Source organism: Sphingomonas sp. PAMC 26617 (assembly GCF_000242835.1).
Taxonomy (GTDB): domain Bacteria; phylum Pseudomonadota; class Alphaproteobacteria; order Sphingomonadales; family Sphingomonadaceae; genus Sphingomonas.
On record NZ_JH594425.1, the window covers coordinates 339,650 to 356,720 of the forward strand.

Consider the following 17,071-nt stretch of genomic DNA (forward strand, 5'->3'; position numbering starts at 1 on the left):
TATCCGAACGCGCACGCCATGCCCGAACAGCCCTCGTCACCCCGATCGCCCTATCCGGACCATGCGTTCGAAGCCTTTCTCTTCGACATGGACGGCACGCTGCTGACCTCGATCGAATCCGCCGAGCGGGTGTGGTCGCGCTGGCTTCGCCGACATGGGCTCGATCCGGTCAAGATCCTGCCGAGCATCCACGGGGTGCAGACGATCGAGACGATCACCCGGCTCGCGATCCCGGGGATCGACCCGCGCGAGGAGGCGGCGTGGATCGTCCGCGAGGAGATGACCGACCTCGACGGCGTTCGCGCGATTGCGGGCGCGGTCGACTTCGTCGGCAGCCTGCCGGACGACGGCTGGGCGATCGTGACCTCGGCCACGCGCCAACTCGCCGAGGCGCGGCTCGCCGCCGCCGGGCTGACCGCGCCGCCGCTGTTTATCACGGCCGAGGATATTGCGGTCGGCAAGCCCGCGCCCGATTGCTACATCGAAGCGGCGCGGCGGCTGGGCAAGGACGTCACCCGGTGCGCCGTGTTCGAGGACGCCCCCGCCGGGATCGCGGCGGGGCGCGCCGCCGGGGCACCCGTGGTCGTCATCACTGCAACGCATGCGCACCCCGTCGAAACGGAATATCCGGCCGTCCGCGATTACGTGGGGCTGACCACGATCCACCACGAGGGAACGATCCGGCTGGCCCCGGCGCGCTAGGAAACGCTCGTCCCGAGCGTCCCTGGCATGGCCAGCGAAGGTGCTAGCCTGTTGAAACATGACAAATTTGAGAATTGCTCGCGACCGATCCTGCGGTGATACGAAGGGTGAAGAAGCGAGAGGATGCTGGAATGGCGGACGGTCGATGCGTTGTGGTGAGCGGCGCGGAAAGCGGGATCGGCGCGGCCTGCGCGGTTGCGTTCGGGGCACAGGGCGACAAGGTCGTGGTGCTGTTCCATGATACCCGCAACGACGGCAGCGACACCGTCGCCAGGGTCAAGGCCGCCGGCGGGGATGCTATTGCGGTCCAGTGCGACGTCGGCGACGAGGCATCGGTAGAGACCGCGTTTGCGACGGCCGAACGGACCTTTGGCCTGGTCAGCGTGCTCGTCAATTCCGCCGGGATCAACATGGCGGGCGTCCCGGTCCGCCAGATGACGGTCGCGCAGTGGCAGCGGATGCTCGATACCGATCTGACCGGTGCCTTCCTGACATCGCGCCGCTTCGTCCGGGATCGGCCAGCGAATGCGCAAGGTGCGATCGTCCACATTTCGTCGATCCACGCCTATGCGGTCCGGTCGGGTGGTGCAGATTATTGCGCCGCCAAGGGCGGGCTGACCAACCTGATCGAGACGCTCGCGATCGAGGAGGCGCCCAATGGCATTCGCGTCAACGCGATCGAACCCGGCATGATCCTGACGCCGATGAACGAACGCGCCAGCGCCGATCCGACCTACCGCAAGACGCTCGAGCAGAATATTCCGCTGAACCGGGCCGGACGCCCGGAGGAGGTCGGCGATCTCGCCGTCTTCCTCGCCTCGGACAAGGCCAGCTATATCACCGGCGCGCGGATCGTGATCGACGGCGGCCTGTCGCTGATGCAGGCGCTCGGCGCATGACCGACGGCGTTCCTCCCGCCCGGACGTCGACGGTGCCCGCCACCAGCCAGTCGGAAATCGCGCCCGGCATCCCTGTCGTCCGCTCGAAGCTCCCCGCCGACAGCGTGACGGGGGACCGCAAGGTGCTGGTCTATCCATCCCCCGGTCTCGTCGATTTCAACGTGCACGCGCTCGAGGATATCCACCTGATGGGCCCCGCGCCGTTGATGGCGCGCGATCTGATGAGCCCGTTCGCCTGGCTGGAGCCGGACGGCCGGTTCGGCATCATGGTGCGCGCGGTGACCCGGCCAGGTGAACCGATGACCGACACCGGAATCATCTGGGGCGGATGGAGCGATGACGGCGTCCATTTCGCAATGCTCGACCAGCCGTCGATCCTCCCCGGTGCCGCGGGTGAAAAGGATTCAGGCGGAGTGGAGGACCCGACCGTCGTCAAGATGACGGACGGCAGCTACGTCGTCTATTATACCGGCGTCGAGGCGGACATGGCGCATGGCGAGATGTTCTACGCCACCGGGCCGAGCCTCGAAAAGCTGGTGAAGTCCGGGGTCGCGCTTGCCTCGACCAAGTCGCTCGGCAACACCAAGGAAGCGACGATCGATCGCGAGAAGGACGGCCGCTGGAGCCTGTTCTACGAATATGCGAGCGACGGCGCGAGCCGCATCGGTCTGGCGATCGGCGCGAACGTCGACGGGCCGTGGGACGAACAACCGACGCCGTTCATGCCGCGCGAGGATGGCTGGGACAATTGGCATCTCTCGACCGGCCCGATGCTGCTCGACGATCCCGAAATGCCGGTGATGTTCTATAACGGCGCGACGCACGACGCCCGCTGGCGGATCGGCTGGGTCGCGTTCGACCGCGCACTGTCCCGCGTGGTGGATCGCTGCATCGAACCCTTGATCACCCCGCCGCCGGTGCCCGACCGCACCGCGAGCGACATCGCGTTTGCGGCATCGGTCACCAGTCGAGACGGCGAGATCTGGCTATACTATTCGCTGGAGGACCGACGGCTGTCGCGCGCCCGACTGAGGCGGAGCTGAACCGGGCGCGCGGTGACGGGCGCCGCGCCGTCGATCCCCGCTCCGAGTGCGAACACGCCCGATACGGATAACGCATTGCCGATATCGTGGCGGGGGAATACCGCGATCGGCCATGATGAGCGATCGCGCCTGTGGAGCGTTCGAGGGCGACCCCTCGATGAATCCCGTACGGTGCATCGGGCGTCATTGCGAGAATTGGACAAGGATCGGGACCGATGCGCAAATATGACGTCGTCATCGTAGGCGCAGGCCACGGGGGTGCGCAGGCCGCAATCGCGCTCCGCATGGCCAAGTTCGACGGCAGCATCGTGATGATCGGCGACGAGCCGGACCTGCCATATGAGCGACCGCCGCTTTCGAAGGACTATCTGTCGGGCAAGCGCGATTTCGACCGGATCCTGATCCGTCCGGCGCGTTTCTGGGCGGATCGCGGGATCGAGATGCGCACCAATGCCCGCGTCGTCGCGGTCGATCCGACGGCGAAGACCGTCTCCCTGCAGACAGGCGAAGCGATCGGCTATGATCAACTGGTCTGGGCGACCGGTGGTCGGGCGCGTCGGCTGACCTGCCCGGGGGCCCATCTGCGCGGCGTTCACACGGTCCGCACCCGCGCCGATGCCGACCGGATGATCGCCGAGCTCCCCGCCGTGACGCGCGCGGTGGTGATCGGCGGCGGATTCATCGGGCTCGAGGCGGCGGCGGTGCTTCGCACGTTCGACAAGGCGGTAACCGTGCTCGAGGCGCTCGACCGCGTGCTCGCCCGCGTCGCGGCCGAGCCGCTCTCGCGCTTCTACGAAGCGCAGCACCGCGCGCACGGGGTCGACCTGCGGCTTGGCGTGGCGGTCGACGGTATCGAGGGGCGTGACGGCGCGGTCTGTGGCGTCCGGCTCGCGGACGGGACGGTGCTTGCCTGCGATCTGGTCGTGGTCGGGATCGGGATCGTGCCCGAGGTCGAACCGCTGCTGACCGCGGGGGCCGAGGGCGGGAACGGAGTCCGCGTCGACGCGCAATGCCGCACCAGCCTGAGCGACGTGTTCGCGATCGGCGACTGCGCCTTGCACACCAATCTTTACGCCGCCGGCGCGGCAATCCGGCTCGAATCGGTGCAGAACGCGAACGATCAGGCCACGATCGTTGCAAAGACGATCGTCGGCCAGCATGTCGCTTATGACGCGGTGCCGTGGTTCTGGTCGGACCAGTACGACCTCAAGCTGCAGACCGTCGGCCTGTCGATCGGCTACGACCAGACAGTCGTTCGCGGCGATCCGGCGACACGCAGCTTTTCGGTCGTGTATTTCCGGCAGGGTCGCGTGATCGCGCTCGACTGCGTCAACGCGGCGCGCGATTACGTCCAGGGCAAGCGGCTCGTGGTCGACGGGCTTGCGCCCGATCCCGCCGCCGTCGAAGATGCGAGCATCCCGCTGAAAAGCCTCGCCCTCTGAGGTGACCGGCAATGCGAGCATCGTCGCGTTCCGCACTGGCCAGGCCCCCTCGAGACCGGAGACTGAAATGGACGTCGTAGCCCCCGCCCCGCCTGCACCGACCATCGCGGGGGTCGCGATGCCGGCACCGACAGAACGCGCCGCGCGAATCGGCGGCCAGGTCGAGGCGTTCGTTCGCGACCATGTCATTCCCTACGAACGCGACCCCCGCTGTGGTCCGCACGGCCCGTCCGATGCGCTCGTCTCGGAGCTGCGGCAAAAGGCGCGTGCTGCGGGCGTGTTGACGCCGCATATCCGCGACGACGGCGGACATCTCACCCAGCGCGAGACCGCCTTTGTCCTACGGCTGTCGGGATTGTCGCCGCTCGGCCCGGTCGCGCTCAACACCGCGGCACCCGACGAAGGCAACATGTTCCTGCTCGGCAAGGTCGGCAGCGACGAACAGAAACGGCGCTTCCTCGATCCGCTCGTCCGCGGACAGGCGCGCTCGGCGTTCTTCATGACCGAACCCGCGGCGGAGGGCGGGGCTGGGTCCGATCCGTCGATGATGCGGACGACCGCGGTGCCCGACGGCAATCATTGGGTGGTGAACGGGCGCAAGGCGTTCATCACCGGCGCGGTCGGCGCGCAGGTCGGCATCGTCATGGCCAAGTCCGCGGATGGCGCGTGCATGTTCCTGGTCGACCTGCCCGACCCGGCGATCACGATCGAGCGGGTGCTGGACACGATCGATTCGTCGATGCCCGGTGGCCATGCGGTGGTTGCGATCGACCAGCTGCGCATCCCGGCAGACCAGATGCTCGGGCACAGCGGCGAAGGGTTCAAATATGCGCAGATCCGGCTCGCTCCGGCGCGGCTCTCGCATTGCATGCGCTGGCTGGGGGCGTGCGTGCGCGCGAACGAGATCGCGACCGACTATGCCTGTCGCCGCCACGCCTTCGGCAAGCCGCTGATCGACCACGAAGGCGTCGGCTTCATGCTGGCGGAAAACCTGATCGACCTGAAACAGGCCGAACTGATGGTCGACTGGTGCGCCGGCGTCCTCGACGGCGGCGCACCCGGGACGGTCGAAAGCTCGATGACGAAGGTCGCGGTGTCCGAGGCGCTGATGCGGATCGCGGACCGCTGCGTCCAGCTGATGGGCGGCACGGGGGTGAGTGGCGACACGATCGTCGAACAGGTGTTCCGCGAGATCCGCGCATTCCGCATCTACGATGGGCCCACCGAGGTGCATAAATGGAGCCTGGCCAAGAAGATCAAGCGTGACAGGACGACAGCATGACGCCGGAAGGCGCGGGTGTTGCAACGCCGTGGTGCGGCTCGGACGCGCTCGTCATCGTCGATCCGCAGATCGACTTCTGCCCCGGGGGCCGGCTGGCCGTCACGGGCGGAAACGAGATCATGGCCGGGATCGCGCTGCTCGCCCCGCACTTCCGGCATGTCGTCGTAACGCAGGACTGGCATCCGGCGGGGCACCAGTCCTTCGCGAGCAGCCATCCCGGTCGGCAGCCGTTCGATACGGTGCCGATGCCCTATGGCGAGCAGATATTGTGGCCGGATCACTGCGTCCAGGGGACGGCTGGCGCCGCGTTCCACCCCGCCGTGCAAACTGCCATCGTCAGCGCGCACCTCATCGTCCGTAAAGGGTATAATCCGGAGGTGGATTCCTATTCGGCCTTTTTCGAGAACGACAAGGCCACGCGGACGGGTCTGGCGGGCTATCTGCGGGACACGCAGGTGCGCCGGTGCGTGTTCGTCGGGCTGGCCTATGATTTCTGCGTTGCGTGGTCCGCCCTCGATGCTCGGCGCGAGGGCTTCGAAGCGTCGATCCTGACGGAGCATACGCGCGCGATCGCGATGCCGGTACCGGGCGGGACGACCGTCGACGTGGTGGAAGCGCAGTTTCGCGCGGCGGACGTCCGGCTGTTGTAGCCCATTCCTTCCTCGAGCCAGCATCACCGTCCGGGCCGATGACAGGATCGCCCGGACGATGGACCGCGCCCCCTTACATGCCGGCGGCGGTCGGGCGGACGATGACTTCGTTGATGTCCACGCCCTCGGGCTGCTCCAGCGCGTAACGGATCGCCCGCGCGATCGCATCGGGAGTCAGCGATTTCTGCCGCCACGTCGTGAGCGCCGAGGCGATATCCGGGTCGGTGATGTCATTGCCCAGTTCGGTCGCCACGACGCCCGGGGAGATGATCGTGGTGCGGATGTCGTCATGCTCCTGCCGCAGCCCTTCGGTAATCGCCCAGACCGCATATTTGGTCGCGCAATAGACGGCGGCGCTCGGCATCACGAAATGCGCGGCGATCGAGGCGACGTTGACGACGTGGCCCGAGCGCTGCGCGATGAACCGCGGCAGCACCGCGGCGATCCCGTTCAGCACGCCGTGAATGTTGACGTCGATCATGCGCCGCCACTCGTCCGTCTTCAGCGCGGCGAGCGGCGACAGCGGCATCACGCCGGCGTTGTTGATCAGCACGTCTACGCGCCCGAACCGCGCTTCCGCCGCGTCGGCGAAGGCGGCGAAGCTCGCAGGGTCGGTCACATCCAGCACGTGCCACGCAACAGTGGCGCCGAGTTCCACCGCGAGCGCTTCGAGCCGATCGGTCCGGCGCGCGCCAATGAAAAGACGCGCCCCCTTGCCCGCGAGCTCGCGCACGGTTGCCTCGCCGATCCCGCTGGAGGCGCCGCTGATCAGCACGGTCTTGTCGATGACGTCGTTCATGGTGGTTCCTCTTCATCGTCCTAAGGACAAGGCACGGATGGGGCCGGACGCGGCTTGCGCGTGAGAGCGATCCGCCGCGATCCTTGCCCGATCCTCCGAAACGCAGGGACCGCGCTTGCGAGGGCGGGCGGCAGCGAACACAGTCTCCGCATGAGCACGATCACAGACCTCGCCGCGCTCGTTGCGCGCCACGTGCCGAGCACCGGAATGGCGCGCACGCCGATCGATCGGCTGTCGCTGTTCCGCGCCGACGCGCCGACCGTGCCCCTGCCCGCAGTCTACGAGGCGTCGCTTTGCGTGATCGCGCAAGGCACCAAGCGGGTGTCTCTGGGCGAGCGGAGTCTCGTCTACGATGCCGCGCATTATCTGCTGGTTTCGGTCGACCTGCCGCTCGTCGGGCATGTCATCCAGGCAGACCGCGACACCCCCTACCTCTGCTGCAAGATCGACATCGATCAGGCTGCGCTGGCGGACCTCATCATGGCGGAAGGCGGACGCGCGCCCCGGGCGGATCTGCCGGCGCTCGCGGTCTATCGCAGCGATGACGATCTGATCGACGCGACATGCCGGCTGATGCGGCTGCTCGACCAGCCCGCCAGCATCCCGGCGCTGGCGCCGCTGATCGAGCGGGAGATCCTGTACCGGTTGCTCACCGGCCCGCACGGGCCTGCGCTTCGCTACATGGCGGTCGCCGACAGTCACCTCAATCAGGTCAGCCGCGCGATCGCGACGATCCGCACCGGCTTCGACCAGCCGCTGCGGATCGGCGACATCGCGACCGCCGCGGGCATGAGCGCATCGTCGCTGCACGAGCATTTCAAGGCGGTGACGCGGATGACGCCGCTGGAATATCAGAAGCAGTTGCGGCTGCAGGAGGCGCGACGCCTGATGCTGTCCGCCGGCACGACCGCGAGCAGCGCCGGCTTCGCCGTGGGTTATGAAAGCCCCTCGCAATTCACCCGCGAATATGCGCGCCTGTTCGGCGCCCCGCCCCGCCGGGACATCGAACAGCTCCAGCGTAGCGGCAATCTGCTCACGCCGGTGTAACCCCGCCGCGCAACCGGCCCAATCCCGACCCCGCCTGCGGACTTGCGAGCCGCGGACGCCGGTTCGTCTTTACCTGCCAGCGGATCGAGGTCCGCCAACCGTCATCGCCGTTTCGCCGGGCGGGAGCGGCGCGCGACCGCGGCACCGCTGTTCACCGTATCCTCGTGCGACAGCTTGCGCCACCGCGCGAAGCGCGCGGGATCGAGCGTCCCCGCCGCGAGCGCGGCGTTGATGGCGCATCCCGGTTCCGCGACATGCGTGCAGTTCGAGAACCGGCACTCGAGCGCAAGATTCGTGACATCGTCGAACACCTCGGTCACCCCGGTGCTCACTTCGGACATCTGCAGCTCGCGCATGCCGGGCGTGTCCACGAGCCAGCCACCGTCTTTGGCGCCATCGGCGAGGCGATACATCTCGCGGACCGTCGTCGTGTGCCGACCCTTGCCGTCGTCCTCGCGGACGGCCTGCGTCGCGATGCTGCTCGATCCCGTCAGCGTCTTTACGAGCGTGGACTTGCCGACGCCGGATGACCCCACCAGCGCGACGGTCTGTCCGACGCCGCAATAGTCCAGCAGGCGAGCGGTGTTCGCGGGATCTCGCCCGTCGACCAGTTCCACCCGCAATCCCGACTGAAGCGCGCGCGCCTCGTCGACGAGACGCTCGGGCGCGGGTGACAGATCGGCTTTGGTGAGGACCACGACCGGGCGGACGCCCACTTCGCGCGCGAGCACGAGATAGCGTTCCAGGCGCGCGATGTTGAAGTCCTGCTTGCAGGCCGTGACGATGAAGAGCGTGTCGACATTCGCGGCGATGAGCTGGACCCGGCGCTCGTCCCCCGGCGCGGGCCGCTTGAACAGGCTCGTCCGTTCGAGGATGCGCACGATGGTTCGGCTGTTCCGGTCGACCAGCAGCCAGTCCCCCACGGTGGGCCTGTCCTCGGCACCCCCTGGTACGGGCAAAGCGGAGGGAACAGAGTCCTCATACCCCTCGCCCGCGACGGTCACTCGTCCGCGATGAACCGAAATCACCCGGGCAGGCTGGACGTCACGGCGCTCCTCGGGAGAAAGCTGCTCGTCGAAGAACGGCTTCCAGCCGAGCTGCTCCAGCGTGGGGTCGGAGATTTCCACCGGAGCTTCAGCCGTCCTCGGGACGGCCCGAACCTACCGCATCCGGCGTTTGCTGCTCGGCTGCCCGCTTGTCCGCTTTTGCCTGCGATTTCTTCGCGGCCTCAGCTGCCTTGGCCTTTTCGCGCTCGCGGCGCTCGAAGTCGTAATTGGTCTTGCGTGGGATGTCGGTCACTCCGGAGCTCGATATTGACCTCCGGGTACACGGATCCGTCGGTCGCGACTAGATACGCGGGTACGCAAAGGTCCGGGTCCGGTTCGCCTGTCTTCGCCAACTCCCGCCAGAGACGGCATTTAATCGGCGCGGCGGCATGTCCATGCCGCCGCGCCGAAGCGATTTAGTCGTGCGTCGAGACGTTGCCCTTGAAGTCCAGTCCGACATGGACGGTGTGGCCGCCCTTATGCGCGGTACCCCGCCATACGCCGTTCGCGTCCTTCGACAGCGCCGAGATCTTGGTGAACCCCGACTTCGCAATGTGCGCGCGCGCTTGGTTCTGCGTGAACGAATTCGCGCCGCGCCGGGCGGCCCCATCGTTCACGGTATGCGCGGCCTTGACCGCCTGATTGTCCTTGGCGGTCCCGGTCTGGGCAAGCGCTGGCGATGCCAGAACGGCGACGCCAAAAAGCAAATGGGAATAGAGTCGCATAATTTGGTCCTTTGAAAGCGATCGTCAGATCTGCGTGCGGCGGCCGCGTTCGGCGGCGATGTCGGCGTCCGAATAGGCAGGGCTCGTCTCGTCGAACTGCTTCCATCCATCCGCTTCATAGGCATTGCGACGGTCCACGACATCGACCGAGCGTTCGTCGCCGAGGATGTTCCGCGCGATCTGCACGTGGGCCTCATCGACCTTGGCGATTACCAGCGTTCCCCCGCGGCGGACGCCCTCGGCATAGACGTTGGCGTCGCGTTCGGGAACGCCGGCATGGGTCAATGCCCCGACGAGGCCCCCGGCAGCCGCGCCGATCGCCGCCCCACCAGCCGCGCCGACTGCAGTCGCCGCAAGCCACCCTGCCGCGACGACCGGACCGACGCCCGGGATCGCGAGCAACCCCAAACCGGCGAGCAGGCCGCCCACCCCGCCGACGGCCGCCCCGAGCCCGGCACCGATACCGGCATCCTCGGACGCGGCTTCCGCGGTATCGCGATCTGCGACCGTTCCATGCTTGTCATGGCCGACGATGCTGATGTCGCGGTGCGCGATGCCCGCGGCCTCGAGGTCCTGAACGGCGCGGCGGGCGTCGTCGTACTGATCGAACAGTCCTGTGATGGTTTGTGTCATGATATGCTCCTGTTTGGTGGTTGGCCCGACGGTGATGGGTGCGGGCGCGGTGGTCCGTTCAGCGAACGGTCGTGCGGACGACCATGTGATAGAGGACGAGCACGACGATCGCGCCGATCACGGCAACGACAAGACTGTACAGGTTGAGGCCGGTAACCCCGGCGGCACCGAACTGGTTGAACAGAAAGCCGCCGACGACGGCACCGACCACGCCGAGGATGATGTCGAGCACCAGCCCTTCGCCGCTGCGATTGACGATCTTGCTACCGATGAACCCGGCCACCAGGCCAAGGATGATCCACGCTAGAATGGACATTTGATGATCTCCTCTCAAACCGGGCAACGCCCCGGATGATTGGAAATTAAGGGTTTGCAAACGGTAACCCCAGATGCGCAGGCACCTCATGCATGGGTGCCCGCACCCCTGAAACACGAAGTAATTTGCCTTTTCGGCGGCTCAGTCCGCCGGCTCGAAGCGCAGCTGATGGCCGCGGTCGCGCGCCCAGATGATCGCTTCCGCACGGCTGTGCGCGCCGATCTTCGCGTACAACCGCGCGACGTGGTTGCGCACCGTGTTGCGCTTGAGCGAGAGCGCTTCGGCGATCGCGTCATCGGTCTTTCCGCGCGTGATCAGCGCGAGCACCTCGCGTTCGCGCGCGGTGAGGTCGACTGACCGGACAACCGCGCCCGGCCGCGGCGTGGGGCCGCGCAACGCCGCGAGGCGGTCCATGATCTTCTGGCTGAGCCAGCTCGAATCCTGCATCACGCCTTCGATCGCGCCGATCAGGTCGAGCTCGGTGCGCTTGCGGTCGCTGATGTCCTGGAACGCCGCGAGGATGCAATATTGCCCGTTGATCGAGACGGTTTCGGCCGACGCCAGACAGGTGACGAGCGTGCCGGTGCGCGTCTTCACCTGCAATTCGTAGCCGCGGAAGGAACCCGCCTCGGCGACGCGCTTCTCGATTTCGCGGCGGGTCGCCGAACTTTCGAACAGTTCGATCTCGGACGGCTTGCGCCCGACGACACTCTCGAGTCCCCAGTCGGTAAGTCCGAGGAACGCGTGATTGACGTTGAGGATGCGATGCCCGTCGAGGCTCGTCAGGACCATCGGCACCGGCGCGAACCGGAAGACGGTGGCAAAGCGCTCCTCGCTTTGTCGCAGCGCGTGTTCGGCGCGGCGGCGCGGCTCGAGATCGGCGAAGGTGAAGATCATGCATTGTTCGTTATTGGGCATCTCGGCGGGATGCCCGGCGAGCAGTACCAGCTTGGTGTCGCCGTTTGGCAGCGGCAGCTCGGCTTCCATCTGCGGGATGATCGCACCTTCGGTGAGCCGGCGCTTTGCCCGCTCGCTTTCCACCGCCTGCGCGAGGATGTCGAGCTCGTACACCGAGCGCCCGACGATCGCGTCGCGGTTCCACCCCGTCAGGTCGAGGAACCCTTCGTTCACGCGGACGTAGCGCAGATCGGCAAGGCGAACGATCAAGGCCGGCGCGGGATTGGCGTTGAACATGCTCTCGAATCGCTCGCTCGCCTCGAAAGCCTCGGTCGCGTCGCAGATGATCAGCACTAGACAGTCGGGCTTGCCGTCGCGGTCGAGGACGAACCCCCGCTCGCGGTGCACCCAATCCGGGTCTTCCTGCCCGGTCTTTCGCACGTCGACGATGACGTCTTCGAACGCCTCGCCGCGGCACAGGCGCACCATCGGATAGGCGGATGCGGGCATGGGCTGCCCATCGCGCAGCCGGAGCTCGAAGGCGCGCTGGTAGCTCTCGACCGTTCCGCCCCATTCGGCCAGCGTGGCGGACCCGTGCATCACGAGTGCCGCCTCATTGGCCCAGACAATCCGTCCATCCGGCTCGATCAGGACGATCCCGTCGCTCAACCCCTCGACGATGCGGTGCAGCTGCTCGCGATCGGGACGGGTTGCCGGGTCGGGCGAATTGGATGTGGCGCGCGGCATTGACCTGGTTCCTTGCGATTCGACAGTCTGCGACACCCTAGCCTAGCGCCGGACAACCTGTTCAAGTGCAATCGAAAAAGCTCGGACCGGAGACGGCGGCGGCCGCTGCCGCCACGATGCCCCACGAACAACCATCCAGACCGGCGTCTGCCGAAACCGGTTGCACACGCCCGATACGATCACGGCACTGCCGCCGCATGGTGATCGCCAAGGATAATCCCCTCGAATCGCAGGAAACTGCCGTCGGTCGTCGCCTTGGTCCCTTGCGATTGCCGGACACTTCCGGGATGATTGCGACGACGGCACGGGTGCCGCGAAGGGGCAAGCCTATGGTTCGGTTCATCGTTGCGGTGCTGGCGCTGCTCTCGTCCTTTGCGACCCCCGCGCTTGCCGCCGACGGGGACCGTCGTCCGTTCCTCATCAAGCAGTTCAAGCTCGAGAACGGCACCGTGCTGCCACAGGCCAGGGTGATGTACGCGACCTACGGCACGCTCAACGCCGCGCATGACAATGCCGTGCTGCTCCCGTCGCATTACATGGCGGATTCGCATGGCTACGAATGGCTGATCGGTCCGGACAAGGCGCTCGATCCGCGGAAATACTTCCTGATCGCGACCGAGCTGTTCGGCAACGGAAAGTCGTCCTCCCCCAGCAACACGCCCGCGCCGTTCGACGGACCCCGCTTTCCGGTGACCAGCATCCGCGACAATGTCGAGGCGGTCCATCGGCTGCTCGCCGAGGGGCTCGGGGTGCACCACCTGCGGGCCATCGTCGGTTTTTCGATGGGCGGGGAACAGGCGTTCCAATGGGCGGTGAGCCATCCCGGCTTCGCCGACCGGATCGTCGTCACCTCGGCGACCGCGAAAGCCTGGCCGCACGGCATCATCCGCCTGGAGAGCCAGATCATGGCGATCCAGAACGATCCGGCCTTCGCCGGCGGCGACTACAAGGCACCGCCCAAGGCCGGGCTGCAGACCTTCGGCGCGGTGTGGGCGGGCTGGCTGTTCTCGCAGGGATGGTGGCGCGAGGAACTGTGGCGCGCCGGGGCGGCGCCCGGCACGACCTATCGCAGCGTGTTCGAGGGATTGTACAAGGATTTCGTGCCCGGCGGCGATGCCAACGACCTGATCCTGCAGATGCGGACGTGGGAGGGGCATGACATCGGCACGACCCCCGGCATGGGCGGCGACATCAAACGCGCGCTTGGGTCGATCGCGGTGCCCGTCCTCTATATGCCATCGGCGACGGATCTCTACTTTCCGGTCGATGACGCCCGTTACGAAGCCGCGTTCATGCCGCGCGTCACCCTGTTGCCGATCCCCTCCCTCTGGGGCCATACCGCCGGCGCGGCGAGCAACCCGGCAGATGCCAAGTTCCTCAACGACCATATCGGCGCCTTCATGCGCGCAGGCGACCGAACCGAGTGAACGCCGCATCCTTCGTCCGTCCCGGCACCTGATCAACCCGGAGACCGCGCCGAGAAATCCATCGCGGCGAGATCCTCGAGCAGATCGGGACCGGTCGGCTCCCATCCCAGGCGTGCGCGCGTCCAGGCGCTCGACGCGATCATGTCGAGCGCCGCGAACGGTGCCATCCAGCCGAAATAGTGTTGGACCTCGTCGGCTGCGATGGAGCGGACGGGCAGCCCGCTTCCCCGGCCGATCGCCTCCGCGATGGCGCGTGCGGTGACGCCCTCCTCGACCGATGCATTGTAGCGCGCGCCCGGCTCGCCCTTCTCCAGCGCCAGCACGTAGAGCCTCGCCACGTCGCTGACGTGCGCCGCCGACCAGCGCGTATGCCCCGCGCCGAGATACGCCACCGCGCCGGCCCGACGTGCCTCGGCGATCAACGGGGTGATCAGCCCGGCCTTGGTCGTGTCGTGCACCTGCGGCAGTCGGATCGTGCGCACGTCGATCCCGCGCGCGGTCAGCGCCGCGCCGGCGAGCTCGGTCGCGATACGCGGATTGGCGTGGCGCGGGTTGAGCACGTCCTCCGTCGCCGGGCCGCCATGCAACGGCGTGCCAATGCCGACGCCGGAGGTGATCAGGATCGGCTTCTGCGTTCCGGCCAGCGCCTCGCCCATTGCGGCGATGTTGCGTTCATCCTTCTTGGTGTTCTCGACGAACGTTGTGAAATCATGGTCGAACGCGCAGTGGATGACCGCGTCCGCCGCCGCGGCGCCGCTGGCGAGCGTCTCGGGCTGTTCCAGATCACCCCGATGGACCTCCGCCCCGGCCGCTTCGAGCAGCCGGGCGCCCGCATCGGAGCGGGTCAGACCAAGCACCCGATGCCCACGACCAAGAAGTTCGGGAATGACGTGTGAGCCGATGAAGCCGGTAGCCCCGGTCAGAAATACGCGCATGGGAATCTCCTTGTTGCCGGTGGGCGTATCGGGGTCGGCAGGAACGTGGTAAAGTAGGGACCTTATCGGGGTATAGCTTGTAACAGGATGGTCATTTCCGGCGACACGTCAAACCCGCTCGGAACCTATCTGCGGGACCGCAGGACCCGCCTCGACCCGATCGCCCTGGGGTTCGGCGGCGGACGGCGGCGGACGCCGGGTCTCCGCCGCGAAGAGGTGGCAAGTCGCGCCAACATCAGTCCCACCTGGTACACCTGGCTGGAACAAGGGCGCGGCGGCGCCCCGTCGGCGGACGTCCTCGACCGTATCGCCAAGGGCCTCATGCTGACCGAGCCCGAGCGCGAGCATCTCTACATGCTGGGCCTCGGCCGCCCGCCGGAGGCGCGCTATCACCCCGTCGACGGGATTTCCCCACGCTTGCAGCGGGTGCTCGACGGGATGGTGCTGAGCCCGGCCATCGTCAAAACGGCGCTGTGGGATGTGGTTGGCTGGAACAGGGCGGCGACGCTGATGCTCACCGATTATGCCAAGCTGCCGCGCGAGGGCCGCAACATCCTGCGCCTGCTCTTCAGCGGTGACCACGTCCGCGCTCGAAACGCCGATTGGGAAGGCGTTGCGCGTTTCGTCGTCGGTGCCTTTCGCGCCGACGTCGCGCGCGCGCGCGCCAGTGACAGCGCGGCGGTCGTCCAGTTGGTGACCGAACTGTCCCGCATCAGCCCTGAGTTCGAAGCGCTGTGGCAAGACAATGACGTGGTCGCGCACGGCGAGGGGGTAAAGCGGCTCCATCACCCTGAGGCAGGCCTGCTCGCCATGGAGTTCTCGTCCTTCGCGATCGAAGGGCGGCCGGAACTCGGCATGATCGTCTATAACCCCGCCTCGGCTGAGGATGCGGAGCGGCTGCGCCTGCTGCTGGAGGCTCGCGAAAGCTGAGCGGCCAATTCGGACGTCGTGCGGGTCAATCGATCTACGCCCGGGCGTTCCCCAACGCCCCTCTGCGAACGATCCCAAGACAGATCCCGCTGCGAAATCGACCGATACGGCTGGCGTTTCCCGCAACCTTCCGCGAGGCTGGCGCGATGGATGGGGCGTTCGATACAGGGTCGGCTACGGCGTCGCGGGCGCGCCCCTCGATCACGCGCACGCTGGGGCCAGTCGCGGTGCTGTTCCTGACGCTGTCGGCGGCGACGCCGGCCTCTTCCGTCTTCGCGATCGTCCCCGGAGTCCTGCACGTCGCTGGGACCGGCGCGCTGCTTGCCATGCTGCTCGGCGCACTGGTCTGCATCGGCACCGCGTTCATCTATGCCGAGCTGTCCTCGGCGTGGCCGGTCGCGGGCGGCGAATATGTGATGGTGGAGCGGACGATGGGTCCGCTCGCCGGGTTCGTCGTGCTCGGGCTCAATGCGGTCAACAACGTCCTGTTCCTGCCGGTCGTCGCGCTGGGGGTCGCGGACGTGCTCGCGACCTTCTGGCCCGCGATTCCGGCGGTGCCGGTCGCGATCGTGGTGATCGTGCTGTCGACGCTGGTCAGCATTTTCGACATTCGCTTCAACGCGATCCTGACCGGGGCTTTCCTCGCGATCGAGCTGCTCGTGCTCGGCATCGTCGCGCTGCTCGGATTGCAGGCCCCGGTGCGCGGTGTCGCTGCGCTGCTCCTCCATCCCGTCGCCGCCGGCGGGCCGGTTACGCTCGCCCAGATCGGCGTGGCGACGACGATCGCGATCTTCGCGTTCAACGGCTATGGCCTCGCGGTCTATTTCGGCGAGGACCTGCACGATGCGCCACGCCGGATCGCCCGCGTGATCCTGCTGTCGTTCGTCCTGATCTTCGCGGCGGAAGTCGTGCCGCTTGCCGCGATTCTGGTCGGCACGCACGATCTCGCGGCGGTGCTGACGGGGGCGGATCCGTTCGGCGCGTTCGCCCGGGCGCGCGGCGGCGCGGTGCTGGGAAACTGGATGGCGGCGGGGGTCGCGCTGGCGATGGTCAACGCCGCGATCGTCACCGTGCTCGCCTGCGCGCGCTTCTTCTTCTCGACCGGGCGGGACGGCTGCTGGGGGCGTCCGATCGACCGCCTGATGTGCGCGATCCATCCCCGCTACGGCAGCCCGTGGGCGGGGACGCTGTTGGTCGGCGCGATGGGCGTGGGCTTGTGTTTCGTGCCGCTCCCGCTGTTGCTCGTCTGCTCGGGCGGCGAACTGGTCGTCATCTACGCCGCGATAGCGCTCGCCGCGCTTGCCGGTCGCCACCGCGGGACCAGCGCGCATACGCTGTATCGCATGCCGGCCTTCCCGCTCATCCCGGTCGTAACGCTGGTTGCGCTGGTCGGTGTCGCGATCGTCAATGCCGGCGATCCCGAGGCGGGGCGCCCCGGATTGCTGTCCACCGGGGCGGTGATGATACTGTCCGCCGCTTATTATTGGGTCGTGCTCCGGCGACGGCCGGGCGGGTGGACGGTCGTGGACCCGACGCCGGACGACCGCTGAT

18 protein-coding genes are annotated in these 17,071 nt (G+C 67.2%); 10 read left to right on the forward strand and 8 right to left on the reverse strand.

Features of this window, described 5'->3' with window-relative positions; genetic code table 11:
• Positions 1–18: 18 nt before the first annotated feature.
• From RH91_RS01420 to RH91_RS01445, 6 genes are all read left to right on the forward strand, one after another.
• Positions 19–702, forward strand: a complete 684-nt coding sequence (locus RH91_RS01420) for an HAD-IA family hydrolase (RefSeq protein WP_010160698.1) — start codon at positions 19–21, stop codon at positions 700–702.
• Between the two features lie 131 nt (positions 703–833).
• Complete coding sequence (locus RH91_RS01425; RefSeq protein WP_029623509.1) at positions 834–1,601, forward strand: SDR family NAD(P)-dependent oxidoreductase; 768 nt, start codon at positions 834–836, stop codon at positions 1,599–1,601.
• Positions 1,598–2,644 (forward strand): glycosidase, encoded by a 1,047-nt coding sequence (locus RH91_RS01430; RefSeq protein WP_010160700.1) that lies wholly within the window; start codon positions 1,598–1,600, stop codon positions 2,642–2,644. The genes RH91_RS01425 and RH91_RS01430 overlap by 4 nt, the downstream gene beginning before the upstream one ends.
• A 215-nt stretch (positions 2,645–2,859) precedes the next feature.
• Positions 2,860–4,086 (forward strand): NAD(P)/FAD-dependent oxidoreductase, encoded by a 1,227-nt coding sequence (locus tag RH91_RS01435; RefSeq protein ID WP_010160701.1) that lies wholly within the window; start codon positions 2,860–2,862, stop codon positions 4,084–4,086.
• A 118-nt stretch (positions 4,087–4,204) separates the two neighbouring features.
• A complete protein-coding gene (locus tag RH91_RS01440) occupies positions 4,205–5,368 on the forward strand; it encodes an acyl-CoA dehydrogenase family protein (RefSeq protein WP_029623510.1) in 1,164 nt (387 codons plus the stop codon).
• The gene (locus RH91_RS01445) at positions 5,365–6,018 is read left to right on the forward strand and encodes a nicotinamidase (RefSeq protein ID WP_010160704.1); all 654 of its coding nucleotides are present in this window, start codon (positions 5,365–5,367) and stop codon (positions 6,016–6,018) included. Before RH91_RS01440 ends, RH91_RS01445 begins: the two co-directional genes overlap by 4 nt.
• Positions 6,019–6,091: 73 nt before the next feature.
• Here the strand turns inward: RH91_RS01445 and RH91_RS01450 are convergent, their stop codons facing one another.
• Entirely contained in the window at positions 6,092–6,817 is a 726-nt protein-coding gene (locus tag RH91_RS01450; RefSeq protein ID WP_010160705.1) for an SDR family oxidoreductase, read from the reverse strand.
• Between the two features lie 150 nt (positions 6,818–6,967).
• Between RH91_RS01450 and RH91_RS01455 the strand changes: the two genes are divergently transcribed.
• Positions 6,968–7,864, forward strand: coding sequence for an AraC family transcriptional regulator (locus RH91_RS01455; RefSeq protein ID WP_010160706.1), 897 nt, complete (start codon positions 6,968–6,970; stop codon positions 7,862–7,864).
• A 101-nt stretch (positions 7,865–7,965) separates the two neighbouring features.
• Here RH91_RS01455 and rsgA read toward each other — a convergent pair whose 3' ends face one another.
• The 6 genes from rsgA to RH91_RS01480 form a co-directional block, all read right to left on the reverse strand.
• Positions 7,966–8,991 carry a ribosome small subunit-dependent GTPase A gene (rsgA, locus tag RH91_RS01460; RefSeq protein WP_442852537.1) on the reverse strand — a complete coding sequence of 342 codons (1,026 nt, stop codon included), beginning with the start codon at positions 8,989–8,991 and terminating at the stop codon, positions 7,966–7,968.
• 7 nt (positions 8,992–8,998) lie between these two features.
• Positions 8,999–9,163 (reverse strand): hypothetical protein, encoded by a 165-nt coding sequence (locus RH91_RS22155; RefSeq protein WP_157136818.1) that lies wholly within the window; start codon positions 9,161–9,163, stop codon positions 8,999–9,001.
• A 163-nt stretch (positions 9,164–9,326) separates the two neighbouring features.
• Complete coding sequence (locus RH91_RS01465) at positions 9,327–9,635, reverse strand: hypothetical protein (RefSeq protein WP_010160709.1); 309 nt, start codon at positions 9,633–9,635, stop codon at positions 9,327–9,329.
• A gap of 24 nt (positions 9,636–9,659) precedes the next feature.
• Positions 9,660–10,268 (reverse strand): general stress protein, encoded by a 609-nt coding sequence (locus tag RH91_RS01470; RefSeq protein ID WP_010160710.1) that lies wholly within the window; start codon positions 10,266–10,268, stop codon positions 9,660–9,662.
• 58 nt (positions 10,269–10,326) lie between these two features.
• On the reverse strand, positions 10,327–10,584 hold the full coding sequence (locus RH91_RS01475; RefSeq protein ID WP_010160711.1) for a GlsB/YeaQ/YmgE family stress response membrane protein: 258 nt from the start codon (positions 10,582–10,584) through the stop codon (positions 10,327–10,329).
• A gap of 141 nt (positions 10,585–10,725) precedes the next feature.
• On the reverse strand, positions 10,726–12,228 hold the full coding sequence (locus RH91_RS01480) for a helix-turn-helix transcriptional regulator (protein WP_010160712.1): 1,503 nt from the start codon (positions 12,226–12,228) through the stop codon (positions 10,726–10,728).
• 329 nt (positions 12,229–12,557) lie between these two features.
• Here RH91_RS01480 and RH91_RS01485 point away from each other — a divergent pair, with 329 nt between their 5' ends.
• A complete protein-coding gene (locus tag RH91_RS01485; protein WP_037479017.1) occupies positions 12,558–13,655 on the forward strand; it encodes an alpha/beta fold hydrolase in 1,098 nt (365 codons plus the stop codon).
• Between the two features lie 32 nt (positions 13,656–13,687).
• On the opposite strand, the gene RH91_RS01490 is transcribed toward RH91_RS01485, so the two are convergent.
• A complete protein-coding gene (locus tag RH91_RS01490; protein ID WP_010160714.1) occupies positions 13,688–14,590 on the reverse strand; it encodes an SDR family oxidoreductase in 903 nt (300 codons plus the stop codon).
• Positions 14,591–14,677: 87 nt separating this feature from the next.
• Between RH91_RS01490 and RH91_RS01495 the strand changes: the two genes are divergently transcribed.
• The gene (locus RH91_RS01495; RefSeq protein ID WP_010160715.1) at positions 14,678–15,520 is read left to right on the forward strand and encodes a helix-turn-helix transcriptional regulator; all 843 of its coding nucleotides are present in this window, start codon (positions 14,678–14,680) and stop codon (positions 15,518–15,520) included.
• 146 nt (positions 15,521–15,666) lie between these two features.
• Positions 15,667–17,070, forward strand: a complete 1,404-nt coding sequence (locus RH91_RS01500; protein ID WP_010160716.1) for an APC family permease — start codon at positions 15,667–15,669, stop codon at positions 17,068–17,070.
• Position 17,071 lies beyond the last annotated feature (1 nt).

Coding starts and splice junctions, on each gene's coding strand:
- RH91_RS01420 (WP_010160698.1), top strand. CDS start 19: ATGCCCGAACAGCCCTCGTCACCCCGATCGCCCTATCCGGACCATGCG.
- RH91_RS01430 (WP_010160700.1), top strand. CDS start 1,598: ATGACCGACGGCGTTCCTCCCGCCCGGACGTCGACGGTGCCCGCCACC.
- RH91_RS01495 (WP_010160715.1), top strand. CDS start 14,678: ATGGTCATTTCCGGCGACACGTCAAACCCGCTCGGAACCTATCTGCGG.
- RH91_RS01465 (WP_010160709.1), bottom strand. CDS start 9,635: ATGCGACTCTATTCCCATTTGCTTTTTGGCGTCGCCGTTCTGGCATCG.
- RH91_RS01480 (WP_010160712.1), bottom strand. CDS start 12,228: ATGCCGCGCGCCACATCCAATTCGCCCGACCCGGCAACCCGTCCCGAT.
- RH91_RS01485 (WP_037479017.1), top strand. CDS start 12,558: ATGGTTCGGTTCATCGTTGCGGTGCTGGCGCTGCTCTCGTCCTTTGCG.
- RH91_RS01455 (WP_010160706.1), top strand. CDS start 6,968: ATGAGCACGATCACAGACCTCGCCGCGCTCGTTGCGCGCCACGTGCCG.
- RH91_RS01450 (WP_010160705.1), bottom strand. CDS start 6,817: ATGAACGACGTCATCGACAAGACCGTGCTGATCAGCGGCGCCTCCAGC.
- RH91_RS01475 (WP_010160711.1), bottom strand. CDS start 10,584: ATGTCCATTCTAGCGTGGATCATCCTTGGCCTGGTGGCCGGGTTCATC.
- RH91_RS01500 (WP_010160716.1), top strand. CDS start 15,667: ATGGATGGGGCGTTCGATACAGGGTCGGCTACGGCGTCGCGGGCGCGC.
- RH91_RS01445 (WP_010160704.1), top strand. CDS start 5,365: ATGACGCCGGAAGGCGCGGGTGTTGCAACGCCGTGGTGCGGCTCGGAC.
- RH91_RS01425 (WP_029623509.1), top strand. CDS start 834: ATGGCGGACGGTCGATGCGTTGTGGTGAGCGGCGCGGAAAGCGGGATC.
- RH91_RS01440 (WP_029623510.1), top strand. CDS start 4,205: ATGCCGGCACCGACAGAACGCGCCGCGCGAATCGGCGGCCAGGTCGAG.
- RH91_RS01470 (WP_010160710.1), bottom strand. CDS start 10,268: ATGACACAAACCATCACAGGACTGTTCGATCAGTACGACGACGCCCGC.
- RH91_RS01435 (WP_010160701.1), top strand. CDS start 2,860: ATGCGCAAATATGACGTCGTCATCGTAGGCGCAGGCCACGGGGGTGCG.
- RH91_RS01490 (WP_010160714.1), bottom strand. CDS start 14,590: ATGCGCGTATTTCTGACCGGGGCTACCGGCTTCATCGGCTCACACGTC.